General features: G+C 49.2%; 14 protein-coding genes, 3 tRNA genes, 2 rRNA genes, 1 other RNA gene, 1 pseudogene and 1 other annotated feature. Of the genes and pseudogenes, 17 read left to right on the top strand and 4 right to left on the bottom strand.

Annotation, left to right across the window (positions count from 1 at the left end; translation table 11 throughout):
- Nucleotides 1-66 precede the first annotated feature (66 nt).
- Nucleotides 67-993 carry a YaaC family protein gene (locus ABR335_RS00105; protein ID WP_035183007.1) on the bottom strand — a complete coding sequence of 309 codons (927 nt, stop codon included), beginning with the start codon at nucleotides 991-993 and terminating at the stop codon, nucleotides 67-69.
- Nucleotides 994-1,115: 122 nt separating this feature from the next.
- Between ABR335_RS00105 and guaB the strand changes: the two genes are divergently transcribed.
- The 6 genes from guaB (at nucleotide 1,116) to ABR335_RS00075 (ending at nucleotide 8,097) form a co-directional block, all read left to right on the top strand.
- Complete coding sequence (guaB, locus tag ABR335_RS00100; RefSeq protein WP_013858032.1) at nucleotides 1,116-2,582, top strand: IMP dehydrogenase; 1,467 nt, start codon at nucleotides 1,116-1,118, stop codon at nucleotides 2,580-2,582.
- Nucleotides 2,583-2,828: 246 nt separating this feature from the next.
- On the top strand, nucleotides 2,829-4,148 hold the full coding sequence (locus ABR335_RS00095; protein WP_014096543.1) for a serine hydrolase: 1,320 nt from the start codon (nucleotides 2,829-2,831) through the stop codon (nucleotides 4,146-4,148).
- Nucleotides 4,149-4,291: 143 nt separating this feature from the next.
- On the top strand, nucleotides 4,292-5,173 hold the full coding sequence (gene pdxS / locus ABR335_RS00090) for a pyridoxal 5'-phosphate synthase lyase subunit PdxS (protein WP_013858035.1): 882 nt from the start codon (nucleotides 4,292-4,294) through the stop codon (nucleotides 5,171-5,173).
- A gap of 11 nt (nucleotides 5,174-5,184) precedes the next feature.
- Nucleotides 5,185-5,757, top strand: a complete 573-nt coding sequence (gene pdxT / locus ABR335_RS00085) for a pyridoxal 5'-phosphate synthase glutaminase subunit PdxT (protein ID WP_014096542.1) — start codon at nucleotides 5,185-5,187, stop codon at nucleotides 5,755-5,757.
- Nucleotides 5,758-5,808: 51 nt separating this feature from the next.
- Nucleotides 5,809-6,025, top strand: a binding site (T-box leader).
- Between the two features lie 50 nt (nucleotides 6,026-6,075).
- Nucleotides 6,076-7,353, top strand: coding sequence for a serine--tRNA ligase (serS, locus tag ABR335_RS00080; RefSeq protein WP_350346394.1), 1,278 nt, complete (start codon nucleotides 6,076-6,078; stop codon nucleotides 7,351-7,353).
- 654 nt (nucleotides 7,354-8,007) lie between these two features.
- Nucleotides 8,008-8,097: transfer RNA gene (locus ABR335_RS00075), tRNA-Ser, on the top strand.
- 151 nt (nucleotides 8,098-8,248) lie between these two features.
- On the opposite strand, the pseudogene ABR335_RS00070 reads toward ABR335_RS00075, so the two are convergent.
- The 3 genes and pseudogenes from ABR335_RS00070 to ABR335_RS00060 all read right to left on the bottom strand — a co-directional run bounded on the left by ABR335_RS00070 (nucleotide 8,249) and on the right by ABR335_RS00060 (nucleotide 11,164).
- Nucleotides 8,249-8,916: pseudogene (locus tag ABR335_RS00070) on the bottom strand (deoxynucleoside kinase).
- A complete protein-coding gene (locus ABR335_RS00065; RefSeq protein WP_350346393.1) occupies nucleotides 8,903-9,541 on the bottom strand; it encodes a deoxynucleoside kinase in 639 nt (212 codons plus the stop codon). The pseudogene ABR335_RS00070 and the gene ABR335_RS00065 overlap by 14 nt, the downstream one beginning before the upstream one ends.
- Before the next feature lie 333 nt (nucleotides 9,542-9,874).
- Nucleotides 9,875-11,164, bottom strand: a complete 1,290-nt coding sequence (locus ABR335_RS00060; RefSeq protein ID WP_014096538.1) for a glycoside hydrolase family 18 protein — start codon at nucleotides 11,162-11,164, stop codon at nucleotides 9,875-9,877.
- Between the two features lie 1,322 nt (nucleotides 11,165-12,486).
- Between ABR335_RS00060 and tadA the strand changes: the two genes are divergently transcribed.
- The 11 genes from tadA (at nucleotide 12,487) to ABR335_RS00005 (ending at nucleotide 21,903) form a co-directional block, all read left to right on the top strand.
- Nucleotides 12,487-12,996, top strand: coding sequence for a tRNA adenosine(34) deaminase TadA (gene tadA / locus ABR335_RS00055; RefSeq protein WP_014096537.1), 510 nt, complete (start codon nucleotides 12,487-12,489; stop codon nucleotides 12,994-12,996).
- 87 nt (nucleotides 12,997-13,083) lie between these two features.
- Nucleotides 13,084-13,348, top strand: an RNA gene (gene ffs, locus ABR335_RS00050) — signal recognition particle sRNA large type.
- Nucleotides 13,349-13,503: 155 nt separating this feature from the next.
- On the top strand, nucleotides 13,504-15,195 hold the full coding sequence (gene dnaX, locus ABR335_RS00045) for a DNA polymerase III subunit gamma/tau (RefSeq protein ID WP_014096536.1): 1,692 nt from the start codon (nucleotides 13,504-13,506) through the stop codon (nucleotides 15,193-15,195).
- A 16-nt stretch (nucleotides 15,196-15,211) separates the two neighbouring features.
- Nucleotides 15,212-15,538, top strand: a complete 327-nt coding sequence (locus ABR335_RS00040; protein ID WP_014096535.1) for a YbaB/EbfC family nucleoid-associated protein — start codon at nucleotides 15,212-15,214, stop codon at nucleotides 15,536-15,538.
- A 14-nt stretch (nucleotides 15,539-15,552) separates the two neighbouring features.
- The gene (recR, locus tag ABR335_RS00035) at nucleotides 15,553-16,149 is read left to right on the top strand and encodes a recombination mediator RecR (RefSeq protein ID WP_013858045.1); all 597 of its coding nucleotides are present in this window, start codon (nucleotides 15,553-15,555) and stop codon (nucleotides 16,147-16,149) included.
- Between the two features lie 20 nt (nucleotides 16,150-16,169).
- Entirely contained in the window at nucleotides 16,170-16,382 is a 213-nt protein-coding gene (locus tag ABR335_RS00030) for a YaaL family protein (RefSeq protein WP_014096534.1), read from the top strand.
- A 76-nt stretch (nucleotides 16,383-16,458) separates the two neighbouring features.
- Nucleotides 16,459-16,725: a pro-sigmaK processing inhibitor BofA family protein gene (locus ABR335_RS00025; protein ID WP_014096533.1), complete on the top strand. Its 267-nt coding sequence runs from the start codon at nucleotides 16,459-16,461 to the stop codon at nucleotides 16,723-16,725.
- A 348-nt stretch (nucleotides 16,726-17,073) separates the two neighbouring features.
- Nucleotides 17,074-18,627, top strand: a 16S ribosomal RNA gene (locus ABR335_RS00020).
- 102 nt (nucleotides 18,628-18,729) lie between these two features.
- Nucleotides 18,730-18,806, top strand: a tRNA-Ile gene (locus ABR335_RS00015).
- Between the two features lie 13 nt (nucleotides 18,807-18,819).
- Nucleotides 18,820-18,892: transfer RNA gene (locus tag ABR335_RS00010), tRNA-Ala, on the top strand.
- A gap of 89 nt (nucleotides 18,893-18,981) precedes the next feature.
- Nucleotides 18,982-21,903, top strand: a 23S ribosomal RNA gene (locus tag ABR335_RS00005).
- The 16S and 23S rRNA genes sit together here with 2 tRNA genes alongside, the layout of an rRNA operon.

Genomic DNA, 21,903 nt, shown 5'->3' with positions numbered 1-21,903 from the left:
GTGAATCGTTCCATTTTGCTCTTGTCCATAAGCATCGGTTTCACCCTGACATTTGCATAGCTTGTTTTACTGCCTGCCGTTAAGAAACTGTAGGCAGAGGAACGGGCCTTTTTCGATTGCTGTCTGGAGAAAAAGGCGGATGGCCGGAAAGTCAATTGTTTCCCGGTTTTTAAGCAGCTCTGCCCACCATTCTGTTTCGTAGCGGGAAATCATGCTCAAATTATACAAAAGCAGGTAATGGACCAATATATCGGGAAGGTCGTTTTCCGGTTGTAATTTATACGGAAAGTAAATTTGATTTGTAAAGAAATGATAACGGAATGGCGGAGGGAGACAGCCGCGGGCGGAAAACGAGAAGGCGTCTTCTTCCGCTTCCATTTCCAAAAGTCTGTCCTGAAGTTTTTCGGACAAATATTGTGAAAACCTGCCCGCTGTCATATGATAGCCATCAAGGACCGCAAAAGGAAGCCGGTACTTCCCGTTCTTTTCTTCTACCGGCAAAAAATATTTCCGGCGGGGGAAGGCCGTTTCAAGTTCTGGGATTTGCCGAAGCAGGCTCTGCATGGTGTATTTATTGCCTTCGAGCGGGCCGAGTCCGAACATTTTATGGGCGAAATGGCCGCATAAACCGGTTTTTTGAATTTTAACCTCGTCTTCGCCAAACCGGTAGTTTTGTTTTTTCTTTTTTCGCGATGTCACCCCATGGGCAAGGACGGAAGTGGTTTCAGGATATAGCGGGTCGCATGACAGCAGGCAGGCTTTTAATAAATGAATGAAGCCGTAAAAAATCAAAACAGGCTGAATCGAAACGGGCGCCTGCACAGCCTGGCGGTAATAAGCTTCACCGTGTTCGAGATAATACATAAAAGCATAACAGTTCTCATAGCTTTTGGCGGCGCTTTGGCTAAAATCCGAAGCCTCATAGCGGGCTTTCAAATAGCGCTGCGTATATTCTGCGGATTGAAATAAAATCAAGTGATCCCATTGGTCCATAAAAGACAATATTTCGCCCTCCGAATTAACTGAATAGTATTATATGTTTTGGAGACCTTGACAGTATTATGTCCAATTGATAACCTACAAATAATATTTTTATCAATCCAGGAGGGGTTTGCATGTGGGAAACGAAGTTCGTAAAAGAAGGTCTTACGTTTGATGATGTATTACTGATTCCGGCAGAGTCGGAAGTGCTGCCGAAAGATGTCGATACAAGTGTCGCCCTAACGGAAACCTTGAAGTTGAACATTCCGATCATCAGCGCCGGCATGGATACGGTAACCGAAGCGGAAATGGCGATCGCCATGGCAAGGCAGGGCGGCCTCGGGATTATCCACAAAAACATGAGCATTGAACAACAGGCGGAGCAGGTGGATCGTGTCAAACGGTCGGAAAACGGCGTTATCACCAATCCGTTTTTCTTAACACCTGATGAGCAGGTGTTTGCAGCGGAACATTTAATGGGCAAATACCGGATTTCCGGCGTGCCGATCGTGAATAACCGTGACGAGCAGAAACTGGTCGGGATTTTGACCAACCGCGACATGCGTTTTATTGAAGATTACTCCACCCGGATTTCAGATGTGATGACGAAAGAGAATCTTGTGACGGCGCCTGTCGGTACGACGTTGAAAGAGGCGGAACAGCTTTTGCACCGGCATAAAATTGAAAAGCTGCCGCTTGTCGATGAGAACGGCGTATTAAAAGGGCTTATTACGATTAAAGATATCGAAAAGGTTATTGAGTTCCCAAATGCAGCCAAAGATGACCAGGGCCGCCTTCTTGTTGGTGCGGCAGTCGGCGTGACAAGCGACGTAATGAAACGGGTGGAATTGCTCGTTGAAGCGGGAGTGGATGCGGTTGTTATCGATACGGCGCACGGCCACTCAAAAGGGGTGCTGGAAACCGTCGCAAACATCCGCAAATCTTACCCTTCCTTAAATATTATCGCCGGAAATGTTGCGACGGCAGAAGGTACGAAAGCGCTGATAGACGCGGGCGCGGATATTGTAAAAGTCGGTATCGGGCCGGGCTCCATCTGTACGACAAGAGTGGTTGCCGGGGTTGGTGTACCGCAAATTACAGCGGTTTATGATTGTGCGACAGAAGCAAGGAAGTACGGAAAAGCGATTATTGCAGACGGTGGCATTAAATTCTCAGGCGATATTGTAAAGGCGCTGGCTGCCGGTGGACATGCTGTAATGCTCGGCAGCCTGCTTGCAGGGACCTCGGAAAGCCCAGGCGAAATGGAAATCTATCAAGGGCGGCAATATAAAGTTTACCGCGGCATGGGGTCCATCAGCGCAATGGAAAGCGGATCGAGGGATCGTTACTTCCAGGAAGGCGCGAAAAAACTGGTGCCAGAAGGAATCGAAGGACGCGTGCCGTTTAAAGGGAGCCTTCAGGATGTCATCTACCAATTAATCGGCGGGCTCCGGTCCGGCATGGGTTATTGCGGCGCGAAAGATATGATTTCATTGCGTGAAGAAGCGCAGTTTATCCGCATGACAGGGGCAGGCCTGCGGGAGAGCCATCCGCATGATATCCAGATTACAAAAGAAGCTCCGAATTATTCTTTGTCTTAACATCGATTTTGAATGGGAAAAAATGGCAGGCATAGGTTTCCTGCCATTTTTTTCTGCCATTTAATAGATTTGCAACTCTATATCTGGCTTGTCGGACTCGGAAAAATCGCCGCCATTCAGTACCCCCGGCTGCCCTGCATTTTCGGAAAAAGTTGACAAATGCGGCAAACACTATGCATCTACTTTTTCAACCGGAACTATGTTAAAATAGGCAAAGTGTATACATATCTTGATGGAGGGTTGAAAGTGAAAAAAAGCTTGCAAAAAATGGCGTTTGCGTTTCTGGCGCTGCTGCTAACGGCAGGGGTTGTGCAGCAGGTGCCGAAAACAGTCCATGCGCAGGATCAGTTGGATATTCATGCAAAAGCAGCCATCATTGTCGATGCGGATAACGGACAGATTTTGTATGAAAAAAATGCCAATCAGGCACTGGGCATTGCTTCCATGAGCAAAATGATGACGGAGTACTTGTTGCTTAAAGCCATTCATGAGAAAAAGGTTTCGTGGAACCAGAAAGTGACAATCAGCGATTATGCGTATCGCATTTCCCAAAACAGGGCACTTTCAAACGTGCCGTTAAGAAAAGGCGAAAAGTACACGGTTAAAGAGCTCTTCCAAGCGATGGCGATCTATTCGGCAAATGGCGCAACGATTGCGATTGCAGAAACGCTCGGCGGAACGGAAAAAAACTATCTGAACATGATGAACAAACAGGCGAAAGCATTCGGCCTCACCGATTATAAATTTGTGAACGCAACCGGGCTGAACAATGAGGATTTGCAAGGCATGCAGCCGGAAGGAACAGGCAGGACGGAAGAAAACCTTGTCTCAGCAAAATCCGTTGCAAAAATCGCCTACCATTTGATCCACGACTATCCGGAGATTTTACAAACAACGAGCACAGCTAAAATGAAATTCCGGGCCGGGACAGATGATGAAATTGCGATGCAGAACTGGAACTGGATGCTTCCGTCCCTTGTTTACGGGCGGCAGGGCGTTGACGGCTTGAAAACCGGGAACACCGACAATGCGGGATACTGCTTTACAGGCACGGCCAAGCAAAACGGCATGCGCATCATTACCGTTGTTCTTCATGCAGAGGATGCGAACGGGAACAGCACCATCAAGTCCCGGTTTGATGTCACAAACAAATTAATGGACTATGCTTTTAGTAATTTCACGGAAAAAACCCTTTACCCGAAAGGCTATCAGGTGAAAAAGACGGTAACGGTGAAGTCCGGCAAAGAAAAACAGGCTTCCGTTGTCACGAAGGCGCCGCTTAAAGTGGCTGTGAAAAACGGTGAAGGCAAAATGTATACCCCTGTTGTGAAATTTGATTCGAAGCAAATCAAGGCTCCGGTGAAAAAAGGGACAAAGGTTGGCACATTGTATGCCCGGCATAAAGACGGGCAGGAACTTGGCTATTTGTACGGCCCGAATACAGCGCATACCGCCTTGGTCACCAAAACTGATATTGAAAAAGCCAACTGGTTTGTGCGCATGATGCGCGGAATTGGCGGATTTTTCGGGGGCATTTGGGATCATACAGTCGGCAAATTATTTTAAGTAAAACAGGACAAGGGCGCTTGTCCTGTTTTTCACTTTAACGTGGAAAAATTAGTACCTTGACAAGCATTCGTTTTTGGTGTTAATTTAAATTATTATACATATAATAAGAATTTTTAATTTTATAAAGGGGCGTACAAAAAATGAAAACAGGAACAGATCTAGTGAAACGCGGGATGGCGGAAATGCAAAAGGGCGGCGTCATCATGGACGTGGTCAATGCCGAGCAGGCAAAACTCGCTGAAGAAGCAGGCGCTGTTGCCGTCATGGCATTGGAACGTGTTCCGTCTGATATCCGGAAAGCCGGAGGGGTTGCCCGTATGGCGGATCCTTCCATTGTGGAAGAAGTTATGAACGCCGTCAGCATTCCGGTAATGGCAAAAGCAAGGATCGGCCATATTGTTGAAGCGCGGGTGCTCGAAGCGATGGGCGTCGATTATATTGACGAAAGCGAAGTTTTAACGCCGGCCGACGATGAGTTCCATATCAATAAAAAAGAATTCACAGTGCCGTTTGTGTGCGGCTGCCGTGATTTGGGGGAAGCGGCTCGAAGAATCGGGGAAGGCGCCTCGATGCTCAGGACAAAAGGCGAGCCGGGAACCGGGAATATCGTTGAAGCGGTAAGGCATATGCGGAAAGTGAATGCGCAGGTCCGCAAAGTGGTCAACATGAACGAAGATGAACTGATGACGGAAGCTAAACAGCTCGGTGCCCCGTATGAAGTGCTGTTGCAAATTAAAAAAGAAGGCCGGCTGCCGGTTGTGAACTTTGCTGCAGGCGGTGTTGCAACGCCGGCGGATGCGGCGTTGATGATGCAGCTCGGTGCGGACGGCGTTTTTGTCGGATCGGGGATTTTCAAATCAGAAAACCCGGCGAAATTTGCGAAAGCGATTGTTGAAGCAACGACCCATTACCAAGATTACAAACTGATTGCCGAATTGTCGAAAGACCTTGGAACAGCAATGAAAGGCTTGGAAATTTCAACATTGCCGGCTGAAGCAAGAATGCAGGAGCGCGGCTGGTAAGGAGAATCAGCATGAAAAAAATTGGTGTACTCGGCCTCCAGGGGGCTGTGGAGGAACATATCCGCGCAGTGGAAGCCTGCGGTGCGGAAGGTGTTGTCATTAAGAAAAAAGAGCAGTTGGACGAAATCGGCGGGCTCATCCTGCCGGGCGGAGAAAGCACGGCAATGCGGCGGCTCATTGACCGCTACGGTTTTATGGCGGAACTGAGACAGTTTGCCGAAAGCAAGCCAGTCTTTGGCACATGCGCAGGGCTGATCCTGCTTGCAAAGCATATTGAAGGCCAGGAAGATGCACATATCGGGGCAATGGATATTACGGTGGCGCGCAATTCTTTCGGCCGCCAGCGGGAAAGTTTTGAAGAAACCATCCGTGTGAACGGCATCGCGGAAGATTTTCCAGCTGTTTTTATTCGCGCGCCCCATATCGTCTCCGTTTCAGATCATGTTGAAGTGCTGGCCGAGTGCCGCGGGCGGATTGTTGCGGTTCGCCAAGGAAATTTGCTCGGCTGCTCCTTCCATCCGGAGTTAACGGATGACCTGCGTATGACCGAATATTTTTTAAGTATGGCACGGATTCCGGTATAGTCTGTTGCAAAACGGATAAAATTGTAGTACATTAAGGTGTACGTGAAGACTGAAAAAGCAATGACAGGAACCAGTAGCAGAACGCTTTTCCTAAAGAGAGCCGGTGGGTGGTGGAAACCGGCGGAAAGCTTCTGTGAATCCATCCTTGAGCGGGTTGCTGAAAGCCGGGCGAGTAGGCATCCACGGGATAAAAACCCGTTATCCTTACAAAGCGGAAAACTCTTGTTTTCAATTTGGGTGGCAACGCGGGTTCACTCTCGTCCCTGTTTTCGGGGCGGGAGTTTTTTATTTGAATTTCGATAAAAGGAGAAGGATAGCATGTTGGACATCAAATTTTTGCGTGCGCATTTTGATGAAGTCAAAGAACGAATGCAGCACCGCGGAGAAGATTTGACCGATTTTGAGAAGTTCAGCGGGCTGGACCAAAGACGGCGCGAACTGATCATGGAAAGCGAAGCGTTGAAAAACAGACGGAATGAAGTCACGCAGCAAGTTGCGGCACTGAAACGCGAAAAGAAAGATGCAACAAAGCTGATCGAGGAAATGCGCGGCGTCGGTGAAAAAATTAAAGCACTGGATGCCGAGTTGAAACAAGTCGAATCAGAACTTGAAATGCTGATGCTTTCTATCCCGAACATTCCGCATGAAAGTGTGCCGGTGGGAGATAGCGAAGAGGACAATGTCGAAATCCGGAAATGGGGTGAAGTGCCGGCATTTGGATTTGAACCGAAACCGCATTGGGATATTGCCACTGACCTCGGCATCCTTGATTTTGAAAGGGCAGCCAAAGTGACCGGCAGCCGGTTCGTCTTTTACAAAGGGCTCGGCGCCCGCCTTGAACGTGCGCTTTATAATTTTATGCTTGATCTGCACGTCGAAGAACACGGCTATGAAGAGGTATTGCCGCCGTATATGGTGAACCGCGCCAGCATGACAGGAACGGGGCAGCTGCCGAAATTTGAAGAAGACGCTTTTCTTGTCAATGAAAAAGACTATTTTCTGATTCCGACTGCCGAAGTGCCGGTGACAAATTATCACCGTGATGAAATTTTAAACGGTGACGACCTGCCGATCAATTATGTGGCGTTCAGTGCCTGTTTTCGTTCGGAAGCGGGTTCTGCCGGGCGTGATACACGCGGGCTGATCCGCCAGCACCAGTTTAACAAAGTGGAACTTGTGAAATTTGTCAAACCGGAAGATTCCTATAATGAACTCGAAAAACTGACCGGCCATGCGGAAAAAGTGCTGCAGCTTCTGGGCCTACCTTATCATGTGATGAGCATGTGCACGGCGGACCTCGGGTTTACGGCAGCGAAAAAATATGATATTGAAGTATGGATGCCAAGCCAGCACGTATACCGCGAGATTTCTTCGTGCAGCAACTTCGAAGCCTTCCAGGCAAGGCGTGCGAACATCCGCTTCCGCAGGGAACCCAATGCGAAACCGGAACATGTCCATACACTGAACGGATCCGGGCTTGCCATCGGGCGTACCGTCGCAGCCATCCTTGAAAATTACCAGCAGGCTGACGGCAGTGTGGTGGTGCCTGAAGTGCTCCGCCCGTACATGCGTACCGATATCATCAAACCGGAATAAAAAAATCCCCGGCTTTTTACATGAAAAGCCGGGGATTTTTTGAAACATGTTTCCCGGAAGCTTCCGCATTTTTTAGGTGCGCAGGATTTCACTCGAAAACACGGCTATATCTAGAGGTTGCTAAATCGGTAAAAATTCTAGATTTGGCAAGCTGCTGACAGCTTTGACAACCATTAAAATGCAAGGATTTTACAACAGATCCAGGGAGATGCTTGCACTCGAAACTCGATTCAACGTATGGAGAAGATAAAATCTTCCATTTCCGCAAAAGGATCTTCTATATTTTGAGACAGAACTTGCAGACAAACTCAGAATCGGATTCGTTCAGCAAATCCTATCTAGCTGAATAAGCGAGATTCTCAGAATTGGCATGGATTCTAAAGAATTTGCCGATCTTTGCGCTCGAAAGCCGTTTCAACGGTGAGAAGAGGACAAAATCACCCCCTTTTTGCAGGTGGTGGCAACCATTAAAGCCGGGCTTGCTGGGAGAATCGGATAAATTGCCAAAATCCGATTCGTTCAGCTTCAGCTAGACCTATCTAAATATGCGCTTAGGCCTTCCCTCTGGCTAAAGTTCAGATGCTTTTCTGCAGTACAAACTTGGTGTGCTTGACTTGTTTCAATCGTGTGGGTTATAATCTTTTTTGTCAAAATGGAGGAATACCCAAGTCTGGCTGAAGGGATCGGTCTTGAAAACCGACAGGCGGGTTACACCGCGCGGGGGTTCGAATCCCTCTTCCTCCGCTTGAAAAATGAAAGCCCGCGGGCCCCTGAGGCGTAAGCTGCGGGCTTTTTTCGTAGAGTAAAAAAGATACAATACTTTTGCATACCCGTGATCTCTCCGTAAATCATGAAAAAGCCCGTTACGCGATTGTAACGGGCTTTTTAGCCGCCATTATTTTTTTACGGCTGCTGCCTGTGCGAGCATGTAGCCGATCCGCTCGACAATCGGTTCGACGGCATCTTCATGTTCAAACAGGTCGTATTCGTCAATGTTCAGCCTGAGAACCGGGCAGGCATGGAAAGAGTCGATCCACTGCTCGTACCGTCTCTGCATTTCAATCCAGTATTCAACAGGGGTATCTTGTTCCATCGACCGGCCGCGTTTTTTGATCCGTTCCAAAATGTTTTCCAGTTTACCTTCCAAATAAATCATCAGGTCGGGATGCGGAAAATACGGCGTCATCACCATGGCATCGAACAAGTTTGTATAGGTTTCAAAATCAACGGCAGACATATTGCCTTTTTCGTAATGCATCTGGGCAAAAATGCCGGTATCCTCGTAAATGGAACGGTCCTGGATAAACCCGCCGCCGTATTCAAACATTTTTTTTGCTCCTTGAACCTTTCCGCCAGAAAATAAATTTGAAGATGGAAACTCCACCGTTTAAAATCGCTATAAAATTTTTCCAAATACGGATTGGTGTCGACTTTTTCAAAGGACGCCCGAAAATGGAGCGCCTTCGCGAGCGCACGGGTTAAAGTCGATTTTCCGACGCCGACGGTACCTGCAATGGTGATCACAGCGTGGTTCGGAATTTGATATTTCTCACGAAGTTTCATGGGTATGTACTCCTTTTTGTAAGGTTAGCGCGATTTCTTGAAGCATGGATTTCAGGTCATGTTCATGCCGGATAAAATCAAGTGTATCACAGTCGAACTTTAATACCGGGATATTCGGATGTTCGGCTTCGAAGCGGCTCATAAACCGTCCGTAGTCTGCGGATAGTTTTTGCAAATACGTTTCCTGCATATTTTTTTCAAATGCCCGTCCTCTTATTTCAATTCTCTTAAGGAGCGTTTCCAGGCTTGCATGCAGGTAAATGATGACATTTGGCTGCGGCATATCCGCTGTTAAAATGTCGTAAATTTTTGAAAATTTTTCAAACTCATCTGTTTTTAGCGTCCGCCGGGCAAAAATCAGGCTTTTAAAAATATGGTAATCTGCAACAGCAGGCTGTCTATGCTGCTTCAGGTCTTCCAGTTGTTTGTAGCGGTTGCAGAGGAAAAACATCTCGGTTTGGAAGCTCCATTCTTCTTTATTGGTATAAAATTTTCCAAGAAAAGGATTTTCATCCACAATTTCTTTCAAAAGCTCAAATGAAAAGTATGCTGAAATGGCTTTTGCCAATGACGTCTTGCCAACGCCGATCGGTCCCTCGATTGCAATAAACGGTACCCTTTCCATAACGGCCCTCCCGCTGAAGCGATAGTTCATTGATGCACACTGTTGCTATTTTAGCACATGTCGCCGCCAGTTGGCATGCGGGAAATAAAAGCGGTATGTGTCCTGGCGTTTTGTTTCCGGATATTTCCTACGCGCACAAGGTTGCTGAAGCCGCAACGTTGGCTTTGACTTGCATTTTTTTGGAAAAATGGCGCCCTGGGTCTTTGTATCGGATCAGGTTCCCATCCGGCCGTTCAGTTGCGCTAGCATAAATGCGGGGGAAAGGACCTCGCAATCATGTCCGCGTGCGCATCGGTTCCGGGGCAAAAGAAAAAAGCAACGGAACCCGCTGCTTCAGGAAGGGCGTTTGACGACATCAAAGCGATCGGTGATTAACAGCCAGTTTTGCGGAAAAGAGAGGCCGAGTTTCCAGTAGCTCATGCCCCTTAACCCGAGTTCAGTGAGCAAATTAAATTTTGCCTCGATGGAACGGGCATCTTCGAACCAGACGGTGTGCCGCCGGTTGTTTTCATCTGTATAGTCAAAATGCGGGGCCTGGGACGTTGTGTTGTACAGGATCGGCACATTGTGCGCACCCGCGAGCCGGATGGCCTGCTGCGGGCTGACGGCTCTTGCTGTTGTGCCGGTTTGATACGGCAATGTCCAGTCATAGCCATACAGATTTTGCCCCATCAAAATCTTATTGGGCGGCATTTCTGTGATGGCATAGCGAAGCACATCCCGGACCGGCCCGATCGGGGATACCGGCATGGGCGGGCCGCCGCTATAGCCCCATTCGTAAGTCATAATGACAACAAAATCGGCAATTTCGCCGTGCGCCCTGTAATCGTGTGCCTCGTACCAGCGTCCGGCCTGGGTGGCACTCGTTTTCGGGGCGAGCGCGGTGGACATGAGCCAACCTTCCCGGCTGAAGCGCGTTTTTGCTTTTCTTAAAAACCGGTTGTAAGCTTCCCTGTCCTGCGGGCGCAAATACTCAAAGTCAAAATGAATATCACGGAAACCGAGCCGGCTTGCAGTTTGAACAATTTCATTTAAAAACCGGTTCTGGACGGTTTCGTCGTTCAAAAGGATCCGCCCAAGTTCATCGCTGAACTGGCCGTTTTCCTGATTGCAGATCACCATCATCAAAATGGCGTTTTGGACATCGGCAATCGCCCGCAAATTTCCAAGCGGCGGAGCAACAAGTGTGCCATCGCGGTTTACCCGGAATGCAAACGGGGCAAGATACGTCAAATACGGGGCTGCTTTTCGCGCACTTGTTTCAAGAGACGCTGAGACCGTGTTCCCGAATGGTTCTACATATGCATTAAATTTTGCTCTTTTTTTCGGAAAAGGCGGCAGATAAAGGCGCAACCCGGGCCGGAGCTGCTGATGGATAGAAATGCCGTTGATGCGGGCAAGCTCCTGGTAAGATATCCCTGCTTGCTGTGCAATGGAATATAAGCTGTCCCCCGGCCGGACCCAATAAAACCTCCCGGTGATCGGGATGACAATCGCCTGTCCGATGACAAGCCGATCCGGATTTGGAAGTTCATTTGCCGAAATGATTTCTGAAGCCGGAACACTGTATCTTTGCGCAAGATTTGAGACCGTGTCATTTCTTTCGACAACATGAATTTGCAAACGAGTCCCCCCTTGTGTCAGCCATCGCTATTGTTATCTTTATGCCCCGTTTTTTTAAAACATGCCCGCTTTTTATGTGCGCATTTTTTTGCGGAATCATTCATCAAACCATTTTTGCGGCATTTCTTAACGTAGCAGCCTGCTAAATGAAGGAAGGGCATGATTTTTGTAGTATTGCTTAACGTAGAAGGGTTCTAAGTAAAGGAAGGGCATGATTTTTGTGGCGCTTCTTAACATAGAGGAGCTCTAGATTAAGGAAGCGGAAATTTTTTGTGGTGTTGCTTAACAAAAAGACCATTTTGGACCCAGTCGCGACTCCTTTTGGCAGGTTCAAAGGGACATTTCGAGCCCGGATACAGCTTGTTTTGTCCTTTTGGCAGGTTCAAAAAGACATTTCGGACCCGGATGCAGCTTGTTTTGTCTTTTTGACAGGTTCAAAAAGACATTTTGGGGCCAGGTGCGGCATGTTTTGTCTTTTTGACGGCTTCAAAAGGACATTTCGAACCCGGATGCAACGTGTTTTGTCCTTTTGACGGCTTCAAAAGGACATTTCGGGCCAGGATGCAACGTGTTTTGTCCTTTTGGCAGGTTCAAAAGGACATTTCGAGCCCGGATACAGCATGTTTTGTCTTTTTGACTCTTCAAAAAGACATTTCGGACCCGGATGCAACGTATTTTGTCCTTTTGGCGGTTTCAAAAGGACATTTTGGGCCCGAATGCAACGTGTTTTGTCCTTTTGACAGGTTCAAAAAGACATTTCGGACCCGGATGCAACATATTTTGTCTTTTTGGCGGTTTCAAAAGACCATTTCGAGCCCAGGTGCGTCTTGTTTTGTCCTTTTGACGGCTTCAAAAAGACATCTCGAGCCCGGATGCAACGTGTTTTGTCTTTTTGACGGCTTCAAAAAGACATTTCGAACCCACTCGCGACTCCTTAAAGGCGCTCTAGATTAAGGAAGCGGAAATTTTTTGCAGTGTTTCTTAACGTAGAAGGGTTCTAAGTAAAGGAAGGGCACCCATTTGCGCATCTTTCTTAACGTAGCCGTCCGCTAAATGAAGGAAGCAAGCATGTTTTTCAGTGTTTCTTAACATAGAGCCCCTCTAAGTGAAGGAAGCGAACGTTTTTTGTGATGTTCCTTAACATATAAGTGCTCTCAGTAACGAAAGAGCATCCAACTTTTCCGTTTCCTAACACAGGAGCCTTCTACCTGAAGAAAGCCAGCGCAAAACGGCAGGAAAATCCATACTGATGACCGAACCCAGTGTGATTTTTTTCAAGGCTGTGTTACGATAAGGCTACGATACCTTTCGGAGGAGTTAGGATGGAAAATCGCGATGAATATTATATGCGCCTTGCCATTCAGGAAGCTGTAAAAGCACAGCGTCTCCGTGAAGTGCCAATCGGGGCGGTGATTGTGCTCGATGAAAAAGTGATTGCTGCAGCCCATAATCTGCGTGAAACCACCCAGCGTGCTGCCGCCCATGCGGAACTTCTGGCCATCGAAAAAGCATGTGAAGTGACCGGATCATGGCGCCTTGAAAATGCCGAGCTGTATGTCACACTGGAACCGTGCCCGATGTGTAGCGGTGCCGTTTTACAATCGCGGATCAAGCGGGTCGTTTACGGGGCAAAAGATCCGAAGGCGGGCTGTGCGGGAAGTTTGATGAACCTGCTTGAGGACGGCCGTTTTAACCACCGGAGTGAAGTCGTAAGCGGCGTGCTTGAAACGGAATGCGGAGAATTATTGCGGTCCTTCTTCCGGTCTTTAAGGGAGAAAAAAAAGAAGGAAAAACTTGCGGCAGAGGAAGATGGAAAAAGCTCCACCAATTAACAGGCGGGAGAGATTGCTTTTTTTTAAAAAGGCATGTATACTTAGTTATGCGTTAGTTTTTAACGCTTAAAACTGGTATCAATTTTGCCGCGCTAGGTGGGGAGGCAGCGGTGCCCTGTACCCGCAATCCGCTCTAGCGGGACTGAATCCCTTTCCGAGGCCGGCTGCTTGTAGGGCCAGCCTTAAGTAAGTGGTGTTGACACCCGGGTCCTGCGCAATGGAACCCCGCGAACCATGTCAGGTCCGGAAGGAAGCAGCATTAAGCGGGTCATTCCATGTGCCGCAGGGCAGCCTGGGTCGAGCTAACTGCTTAAGTAACGCTTATGAGGGTCGGTCGAAGAAAGGTGCGCGGCAGTTTCATTACATAAAAAACAAAACTCATCCTGATCCGGGATGGGTTTTTTCCATATTTAAATGCTTTTTAATTCAGGATGTAAAATCGCTTTTCCTAAGGTATAATAAAAGAAATGTATGAATCGGAAGCAAATCTGGCCGGGAGGATTGAACATGGCTTATCAGGCGTTATACCGCACATGGCGGCCGCAGCGGTTTGCGGATGTCGTCGGGCAGGAGCATGTGACAAAAACATTGCAGCACGCCCTCCTGCAACAGAAAACAACGCATGCTTATCTTTTCTCGGGCCCACGGGGTACAGGAAAAACAAGTGCCGCTAAAATTTTGGCAAAGGCGGTGAACTGCGAACATGCTCCGACTGGGGAACCGTGTAACGAGTGCGCTGTTTGCCGGGGGATTACAGACGGCACGATTCCAGATGTCATCGAAATTGACGCGGCGTCGAATACAGGCGTGGATGACATCCGCGATATCCGCGACAAAGTCAAATACGCGCCAAGTGTTGTAAAATATAAAGTATATATTATCGACGAAGTCCATATGCTGTCGATTGGCGCATTTAACGCGCTTTTGAAAACCCTAGAGGAGCCCCCGAAACACGTCATTTTTATTCTGGCAACAACCGAGCCCCATAAAATTCCGCTTACGATCGTTTCCAGATGCCAGCGGTTTGATTTTAAACGCATCACATCCCGTGATATTTTTAAACGCCTGGCTTATATTGCAGGCGAAACCGGTATTGCATATGATGAACAGGCGCTCAATATTATCGCCCATGCTGCGGAAGGTGGGATGCGGGACGCGCTCAGCCTGCTTGACCAGGCCGTCTCGTTTAGCGAGGGGAAAGTCAGAGTGGAAGATGCGCTCACGGTAACGGGTTCCATTTCTCAGAATGATTTTACCCGCCTTGCCCAGGCCATTCAAAAGAAGGATGCCGCAGAGTGCCTTGACCTTGTCGGTTCTCTTCTCCAGCAGGGAAAAGATCCCTCAAGGCTTGTGGAAGACTTCATTCTTTATTTCCGCGATCTGCTTTTGTATAAAACTGCCCCGCAGATGGAGGAAGCGGTTCAAAGGGTATATTTAGATGAGGCATTTAAAGAAATGAGCCGCTCGCTTCAAACGCAGGAAATTTACCGTTTTATTGACATCCTGAACCAAACGCAGCAGGATATGCGTTTTTCCAATATGGCCCGCGTTTATTTGGAAGTGGCTTTTATCAAACTGTGTGAAGAAAAAGCGCCGGATCCCGGGGAAAATGATCTCGTCCGGAAGCTTGCCGAAAAAATCGAACGGCTCGAATCAGAACTCGAGTCTCTCAAGCAAAACGGGGTTCCGGAGGCCGATGAAACGGAACCTGCGCCAAAACGGCAGGCTCAGAGAAAAATTCCGCGCACTTCGAAAGGTTTTAAGGTACAAGTCGGAAGGATTCATGATATATTAAAAGAAGCGACAAAAGAGGACCTCAAACGGATTAAAAACAGCTGGAACGATATGATTGAGACGCTCAACAGCAGGCAGATGCGGTCGCAGGCAGCACTTTTAAATGAAGCAGAACCGGTGGCGGCATCGCCGAACGCTTTTGTCATCAAATTCAAGTATGAGATCCATTGCCAAATGGCGATGGAAAACGAGAAATTTTTACAAGCGATTTCGAGCGTACTTGGTGAATTAACCGGAACCGGGTATCAGGCGGCAGGTGTTCCGGAAAATGAATGGAATACGATCAGGGAAAATTATATCCATCACCATAAAGAAGAAGCAGAGGAAGAAAAACCGCAGGAAGATCCGGTTGTAACCGAAGCAATCAAATTGTTTGGGCCTGAATTAATTGAAATAAAAGACTAAAACTGGAGGGTTTCATATGCGAGGAATGGGCAATATGGGCAATATGCAAAAAATGATGAAACAAATGCAAAAGATGCAAAAAGAAATGATGGAGGCACAGGAACAGCTTGGCGAACAGAAAGTGGAGGGTACGGCAGGCGGCGGCATGGTAACCGTTGTCGTCTCCGGCCATAAAAAAGTGCTTGAAGTGCGCATCAACGAAGAAGCCGTTGATCCGGACGATGTTGAAATGCTGCAGGACATGATCCTTGTCGCCACCAATGACGCCCTGGATAAAGCCGAACAGCTGACAGAGCAGACAATGGGCAAGTACACGAAAGGCTTCAATATTCCGGGATTTTAAAGGTGTGATCAACAATGCAATACCCTGAACCAATCACAAAATTAATGGAAAGCTTCATGAAACTGCCAGGCATTGGGCCGAAAACCGCGGCCCGGCTGGCATTTTTTGTTCTTGATATGAAGGAAGACAGCGTCCTTGCATTTGCCAAGGCGCTTGTCGATGCGAAACGGGACCTGACGTACTGTTCTGTTTGCGGGCATATCACCGATACAGATCCGTGCTATATTTGTGCCGATCCGCGCCGCGACAGAAGCGTGATCTGCGTTGTCGAGGAGCCGAAAGACGTCATTGCCATGGAAAAAATGAAAGAATACAACGGCCTTTACCATGTTCTGCATGGTGCCATTTCTCCAATGGACGGAATCGGCCCTGAAGACATCAGTGTGCCGGATCTGCTCAAACGCCTGCGCGATGAAACCGTCCAAGAAGTGATTCTTGCAACCAATCCAAATATCGAAGGCGAAGCAACAGCCATGTATATTTCGCGGCTTTTAAAACCGTCCGGCATTAAAGTGACACGGATTGCACACGGGTTGCCAGTGGGCGGAGATCTCGAGTACGCCGACGAAGTCACCTTATCAAAAGCACTGGAAGGCCGAAGAGAAATTTAACCTGACACGGGGTGGATACAATGTTCAGCAAGAAGCAAAAACTCAGGAAAGAATACGATGCGCTTCTTCTCGATTTGGTCACAAACGTAAAAAATGAATGGGTACAGCAAAACGCCCTCCAGCATCTAAGTTTTGAATTTAACGAAGAACTTTACTACCGCACCAAAGTGGCCGAAGCGAAGTATGTGTTTCTTTTTCGGGAAGTGAAAAGAAGAAACATCCGCCTCCAGTAAGGGTAGCACGGCTCAAGTTCTTTTTTGGACAACTCCTTCATAAAAATAAAGCAGCTGGAAAAAAGGGGTGATTCACTTGAGCTCAACCATCATCATTATTGCGATTGTCGGCCTGATCCTTTTGCTGCTGTTTTCCGCAGCTTTAACCAAACCGCTGCGATGGGCGGGAAAGTTATGCATCAAAGCCATCATCGGGGCTATACTCCTTTTCTTTTTAAACCAAGTGGGCGGCCGGTACGGACTGCATGTCCCAATCAATGCAGCCACCGTATCCGTTTCCGGGCTGCTCGGCATACCCGGGGTGATCGGCCTGACTGTCATCCAGACATGGATTCTGTCTTGACAAAAGCAGCGCTCGAACCGCCATCAGCAGACAACCAGCGCCAAAGAAATGATCCATCATTTCTTTGGCGTATTTTTTATGTTCATTCGAAGAAACTAGAAGCTTAGGCTGAAAGAAGCATGGGCGCCCACGAAAAAGCAGGCATATAAAAAAAAGGATTGACTACACTTCGTTATACTAGTATAATAGTTTTCGTCGCCGCATCCGGCATCAAACTTCTTAAAAAAGTAGTTGACATGTTGGTTGCGTCGTGGTATGATATAAAAGTCGCTGAAAAACAAAGCGATTGTTCCTTGAAAACTGGACAAAACGAAACGTCAAATTCTTTTTGAGCTTTTATCAAACATCTTTACTGAGAGTTTGATCCTGGCTCAGGACGAACGCTGGCGGCGTGCCTAATACATGCAAGTCGTGCGGACCTTTTAAAAGCTTGCTTTTAAAAGGTTAGCGGCGGACGGGTGAGTAACACGTGGGCAACCTGCCTGTAAGATCGGGATAACGCCGGGAAACCGGGGCTAATACCGGATAGTTTTTTCCTCCGCATGGAGGAAAAAGGAAAGACGGCTTTTGCTGTCACTTACAGATGGGCCCGCGGCGCATTAGCTAGTTGGTGGGGTAACGGCTCACCAAGGCAACGATGCGTAGCCGACCTGAGAGGGTGATCGGCCACATTGGGACTGAGACACGGCCCAAACTCCTACGGGAGGCAGCAGTAGGGAATCTTCCGCAATGGACGAAAGTCTGACGGAGCAACGCCGCGTGAGTGAAGAAGGCCTTCGGGTCGTAAAACTCTGTTGCCGGGGAAGAACAAGTGCCGTTCGAACAGGGCGGCGCCTTGACGGTACCCGGCCAGAAAGCCACGGCTAACTACGTGCCAGCAGCCGCGGTAATACGTAGGTGGCAAGCGTTGTCCGGAATTATTGGGCGTAAAGCGCGCGCAGGCGGCTTCTTAAGTCTGATGTGAAATCTTGCGGCTCAACCGCAAGCGGTCATTGGAAACTGGGAGGCTTGAGTGCAGAAGAGGAGAGTGGAATTCCACGTGTAGCGGTGAAATGCGTAGAGATGTGGAGGAACACCAGTGGCGAAGGCGGCTCTCTGGTCTGTAACTGACGCTGAGGCGCGAAAGCGTGGGGAGCAAACAGGATTAGATACCCTGGTAGTCCACGCCGTAAACGATGAGTGCTAAGTGTTAGAGGGTTTCCGCCCTTTAGTGCTGCAGCTAACGCATTAAGCACTCCGCCTGGGGAGTACGGCCGCAAGGCTGAAACTCAAAGGAATTGACGGGGGCCCGCACAAGCGGTGGAGCATGTGGTTTAATTCGAAGCAACGCGAAGAACCTTACCAGGTCTTGACATCCTCTGATCTCCCTGGAGACAGGGCCTTCCCCTTCGGGGGACAGAGTGACAGGTGGTGCATGGTTGTCGTCAGCTCGTGTCGTGAGATGTTGGGTTAAGTCCCGCAACGAGCGCAACCCTTGACCTTAGTTGCCAGCATTCAGTTGGGCACTCTAAGGTGACTGCCGGTGACAAACCGGAGGAAGGTGGGGATGACGTCAAATCATCATGCCCCTTATGACCTGGGCTACACACGTGCTACAATGGATGGTACAAAGGGTTGCGAGACCGCGAGGTTAAGCCAATCCCAGAAAACCATTCCCAGTTCGGATTGCAGGCTGCAACCCGCCTGCATGAAGCCGGAATCGCTAGTAATCGCGGATCAGCATGCCGCGGTGAATACGTTCCCGGGCCTTGTACACACCGCCCGTCACACCACGAGAGTTTGTAACACCCGAAGTCGGTGAGGTAACCTTTAAGGAGCCAGCCGCCGAAGGTGGGACAGATGATTGGGGTGAAGTCGTAACAAGGTAGCCGTATCGGAAGGTGCGGCTGGATCACCTCCTTTCTAAGGAAAAAAAGGAAAACTTCGTTTTCCAAAATCAAGTTTGACGTTTCCGTTTTGTTCAGTTTTGAAGGTTCAATCCTTCCTTATATTTCCTTTCATTAAGGGCCTGTAGCTCAGCTGGTTAGAGCGCACGCCTGATAAGCGTGAGGTCGATGGTTCAAGTCCATTCAGGCCCACCATTCCTTAATGATCGGGGCCTTAGCTCAGCTGGGAGAGCGCCTGCTTTGCACGCAGGAGGTCAGCGGTTCGATCCCGCTAGGCTCCACCTTTATAAATGTGTTCTTTGAAAACCGGATAGGAGAAACAAACCAAGTAAACCGAGAATCGCTTATTTTTGGATTTAAACCTTTTTATGGTTAAGTTAGAAAGGGCGCACGGTGAATGCCTTGGCACTAGGAGCCGATGAAGGACGGTACAAACACCGATATGCTCCGGGGAGCTGTACGTAAGCTTTGATCCGGAGATTTCCGAATGGGGAAACCCCCTGTCTTTAATCGGACAGGATTCCTGCCTGAATCCATAGGGCAGGAAGGGCACACCCGGGGAACTGAAACATCTCAGTACCCGGAGGAAGAGAAAGCAATTGCGATTTCCCAAGTAGCGGCGAGCGAACAGGAAACAGCCCAAACCGGAAGGCTTGCCTTCCGGGGTTGTAGGACACTCATATGGGAGTTACAAAAGAACGGGGTAAGTGAAGCGGCCTGGAAAGGCCTGCCGGAGAAGGTAAAAGCCCTGTAACTGAAACTTCGTTCTCTCCCGAGTGGATCCTGAGTACGGCGGGACACGAGGAATCCCGCCGGAATCCGGGAGGACCATCTCCCAAGGCTAAATACTCCCTAGTGACCGATAGTGAACCAGTACCGTGAGGGAAAGGTGAAAAGCACCCCGGGAGGGGAGTGAAAGAGATCCTGAAACCGTGTGCCTACAAGTAGTCAGAGCCCGTTAACGGGTGATGGCGTGCCTTTTGTAGAATGAACCGGCGAGTTACGGTCTCATGCAAGGTTAAGCTGAAGAAGCGGAGCCGCAGCGAAAGCGAGTCTGAACAGGGCGAAAGAGTATGAGGCCGCAGACCCGAAACCAGGTGATCTACCCATGTCCAGGGTGAAGGCAAGGTAACACTTGCTGGAGGCCCGAACCCACGCACGTTGAAAAGTGCGGGGATGAGGTGTGGGTAGCGGAGAAATTCCAATCGAACTTGGAGATAGCTGGTTCTCTCCGAAATAGCTTTAGGGCTAGCCTCAAGCGAAGAGTTTTGGAGGTAGAGCACTGTTTGGACGAGGGGCCCTCATCGGGTTACCGAATTCAGACAAACTCCGAATGCCAAAAACTTATGCTTGGGAGTCAGACTGTGAGTGATAAGATCCATGGTCGAAAGGGAAACAGCCCGGACCGCCAGCTAAGGTCCCAAAGTATACGTTAAGTGGAAAAGGATGTGGCGTTGCTTAGACAACCAGGATGTTGGCTTAGAAGCAGCCATCATTTAAAGAGTGCGTAATAGCTCACTGGTCGAGTGACGCTGCGCCGAAAATGTACCGGGGCTAAACGTATCACCGAAGCTGCGGATGGACACCGTTTGGTGTCCGTGGTAGGAGAGCGTTCTAAGGGCGTTGAAGCCGGACCGGAAGGACCGGTGGAGCGCTTAGAAGTGAGAATGCCGGTATGAGTAGCGAAAGAAGGGTGAGAATCCCTTCCACCGAATGCCTAAGGTTTCCTGAGGAAGGCTCGTCCGCTCAGGGTTAGTCGGGGCCTAAGCCGAGGCCGAAAGGCGTAGGCGATGGACAACAGGTTGATATTCCTGTACCGCCTCTTCACCGTTTGAACGATGGGGGGACGCAGGAGGATAGGGTAAGCGCGACACTGGTTGATCGCGTCCAAGCAGTTAGGCCGGTGCGGAGGCAAATCCTTCGCACCAAGGCGGAGCTGTGATGGCGAGGGAAATTTTAGTACCGAAGTTCCTGATTCCACACTGCCAAGAAAAGCCTCTAGTGAGGTGAAAGGCGCCCGTACCGCAAACCGACACAGGTAGGCGAGGAGAGAATCCTAAGGTGAGCGAGAGAACTCTCGTTAAGGAACTCGGCAAAATGACCCCGTAACTTCGGGAGAAGGGGTGCTTTTTGGGGTGTATGCCCCGGGAAGCCGCAGTGAATAGGCCCAGGCGACTGTTTAGCAAAAACACAGGTCTCTGCGAAGCCGCAAGGCGAAGTATAGGGGCTGACACCTGCCCGGTGCTGGAAGGTTAAGGAGAGGGGTTAGCCGTAAGGCGAAGCTCTGAACTGAAGCCCCAGTAAACGGCGGCCGTAACTATAACGGTCCTAAGGTAGCGAAATTCCTTGTCAGGTAAGTTCTGACCCGCACGAAAGGTGTAACGATCTGGGCACTGTCTCAACGAGAGACTCGGTGAAATTATAGTACCTGTGAAGATGCAGGTTACCCGCGACAGGACGGAAAGACCCCATGGAGCTTTACTGCAGCCTGATATTGAATTTTGGTACAGCTTGTACAGGATAGGTAGGAGCCTTGGAAACCGGAGCGCCAGCTTCGGCGGAGGCATCGGTGGGATACTACCCTGGCTGTATTGAAATTCTAACCCGCACCCCTTACCGGGGTGGGAGACAGTGTCAGGCAGGCAGTTTGACTGGGGCGGTCGCCTCCTAAAAGGTAACGGAGGCGCCCAAAGGTTCCCTCAGAATGGTTGGAAATCATTCGCAGAGTGTAAAGGCATAAGGGAGCTTGACTGCGAGACTTACAAGTCGGGCAGGGACGAAAGTCGGGCTTAGTGATCCGGTGGTTCCGCATGGAAGGGCCATCGCTCAACGGATAAAAGCTACCCTGGGGATAACAGGCTGATCTCCCCCAAGAGTCCACATCGACGGGGAGGTTTGGCACCTCGATGTCGGCTCATCGCATCCTGGGGCTGTAGTCGGTCCCAAGGGTTGGGCTGTTCGCCCATTAAAGCGGTACGCGAGCTGGGTTCAGAACGTCGTGAGACAGTTCGGTCCCTATCCGTCGCGGGCGCAGGAAATTTGAGAGGAGCTGTCCTTAGTACGAGAGGACCGGGATGGACGCACCGCTGGTGTACCAGTTGTCTTGCCAAAGGCATCGCTGGGTAGCTATGTGCGGAAGGGATAAGTGCTGAAAGCATCTAAGCATGAAGCCCCCCTCAAGATGAGATTTCCCACAGTTTATACTGGTAAGATCCCTGAAAGATGATCAGGTTGATAGGTCCGGGGTGGAAGCGCGGCGACGCGTGGAGCTGACGGATACTAATCGATCGAG

The sequence above is a fragment of the Heyndrickxia faecalis genome (assembly GCF_040267745.1).
GTDB lineage: Bacteria > Bacillota > Bacilli > Bacillales > Bacillaceae_C > Weizmannia > Weizmannia faecalis.
The sequence above is the reverse complement of the archived record's forward strand: the minus strand, read 5'-3'. Positions and strand labels throughout refer to the sequence as shown.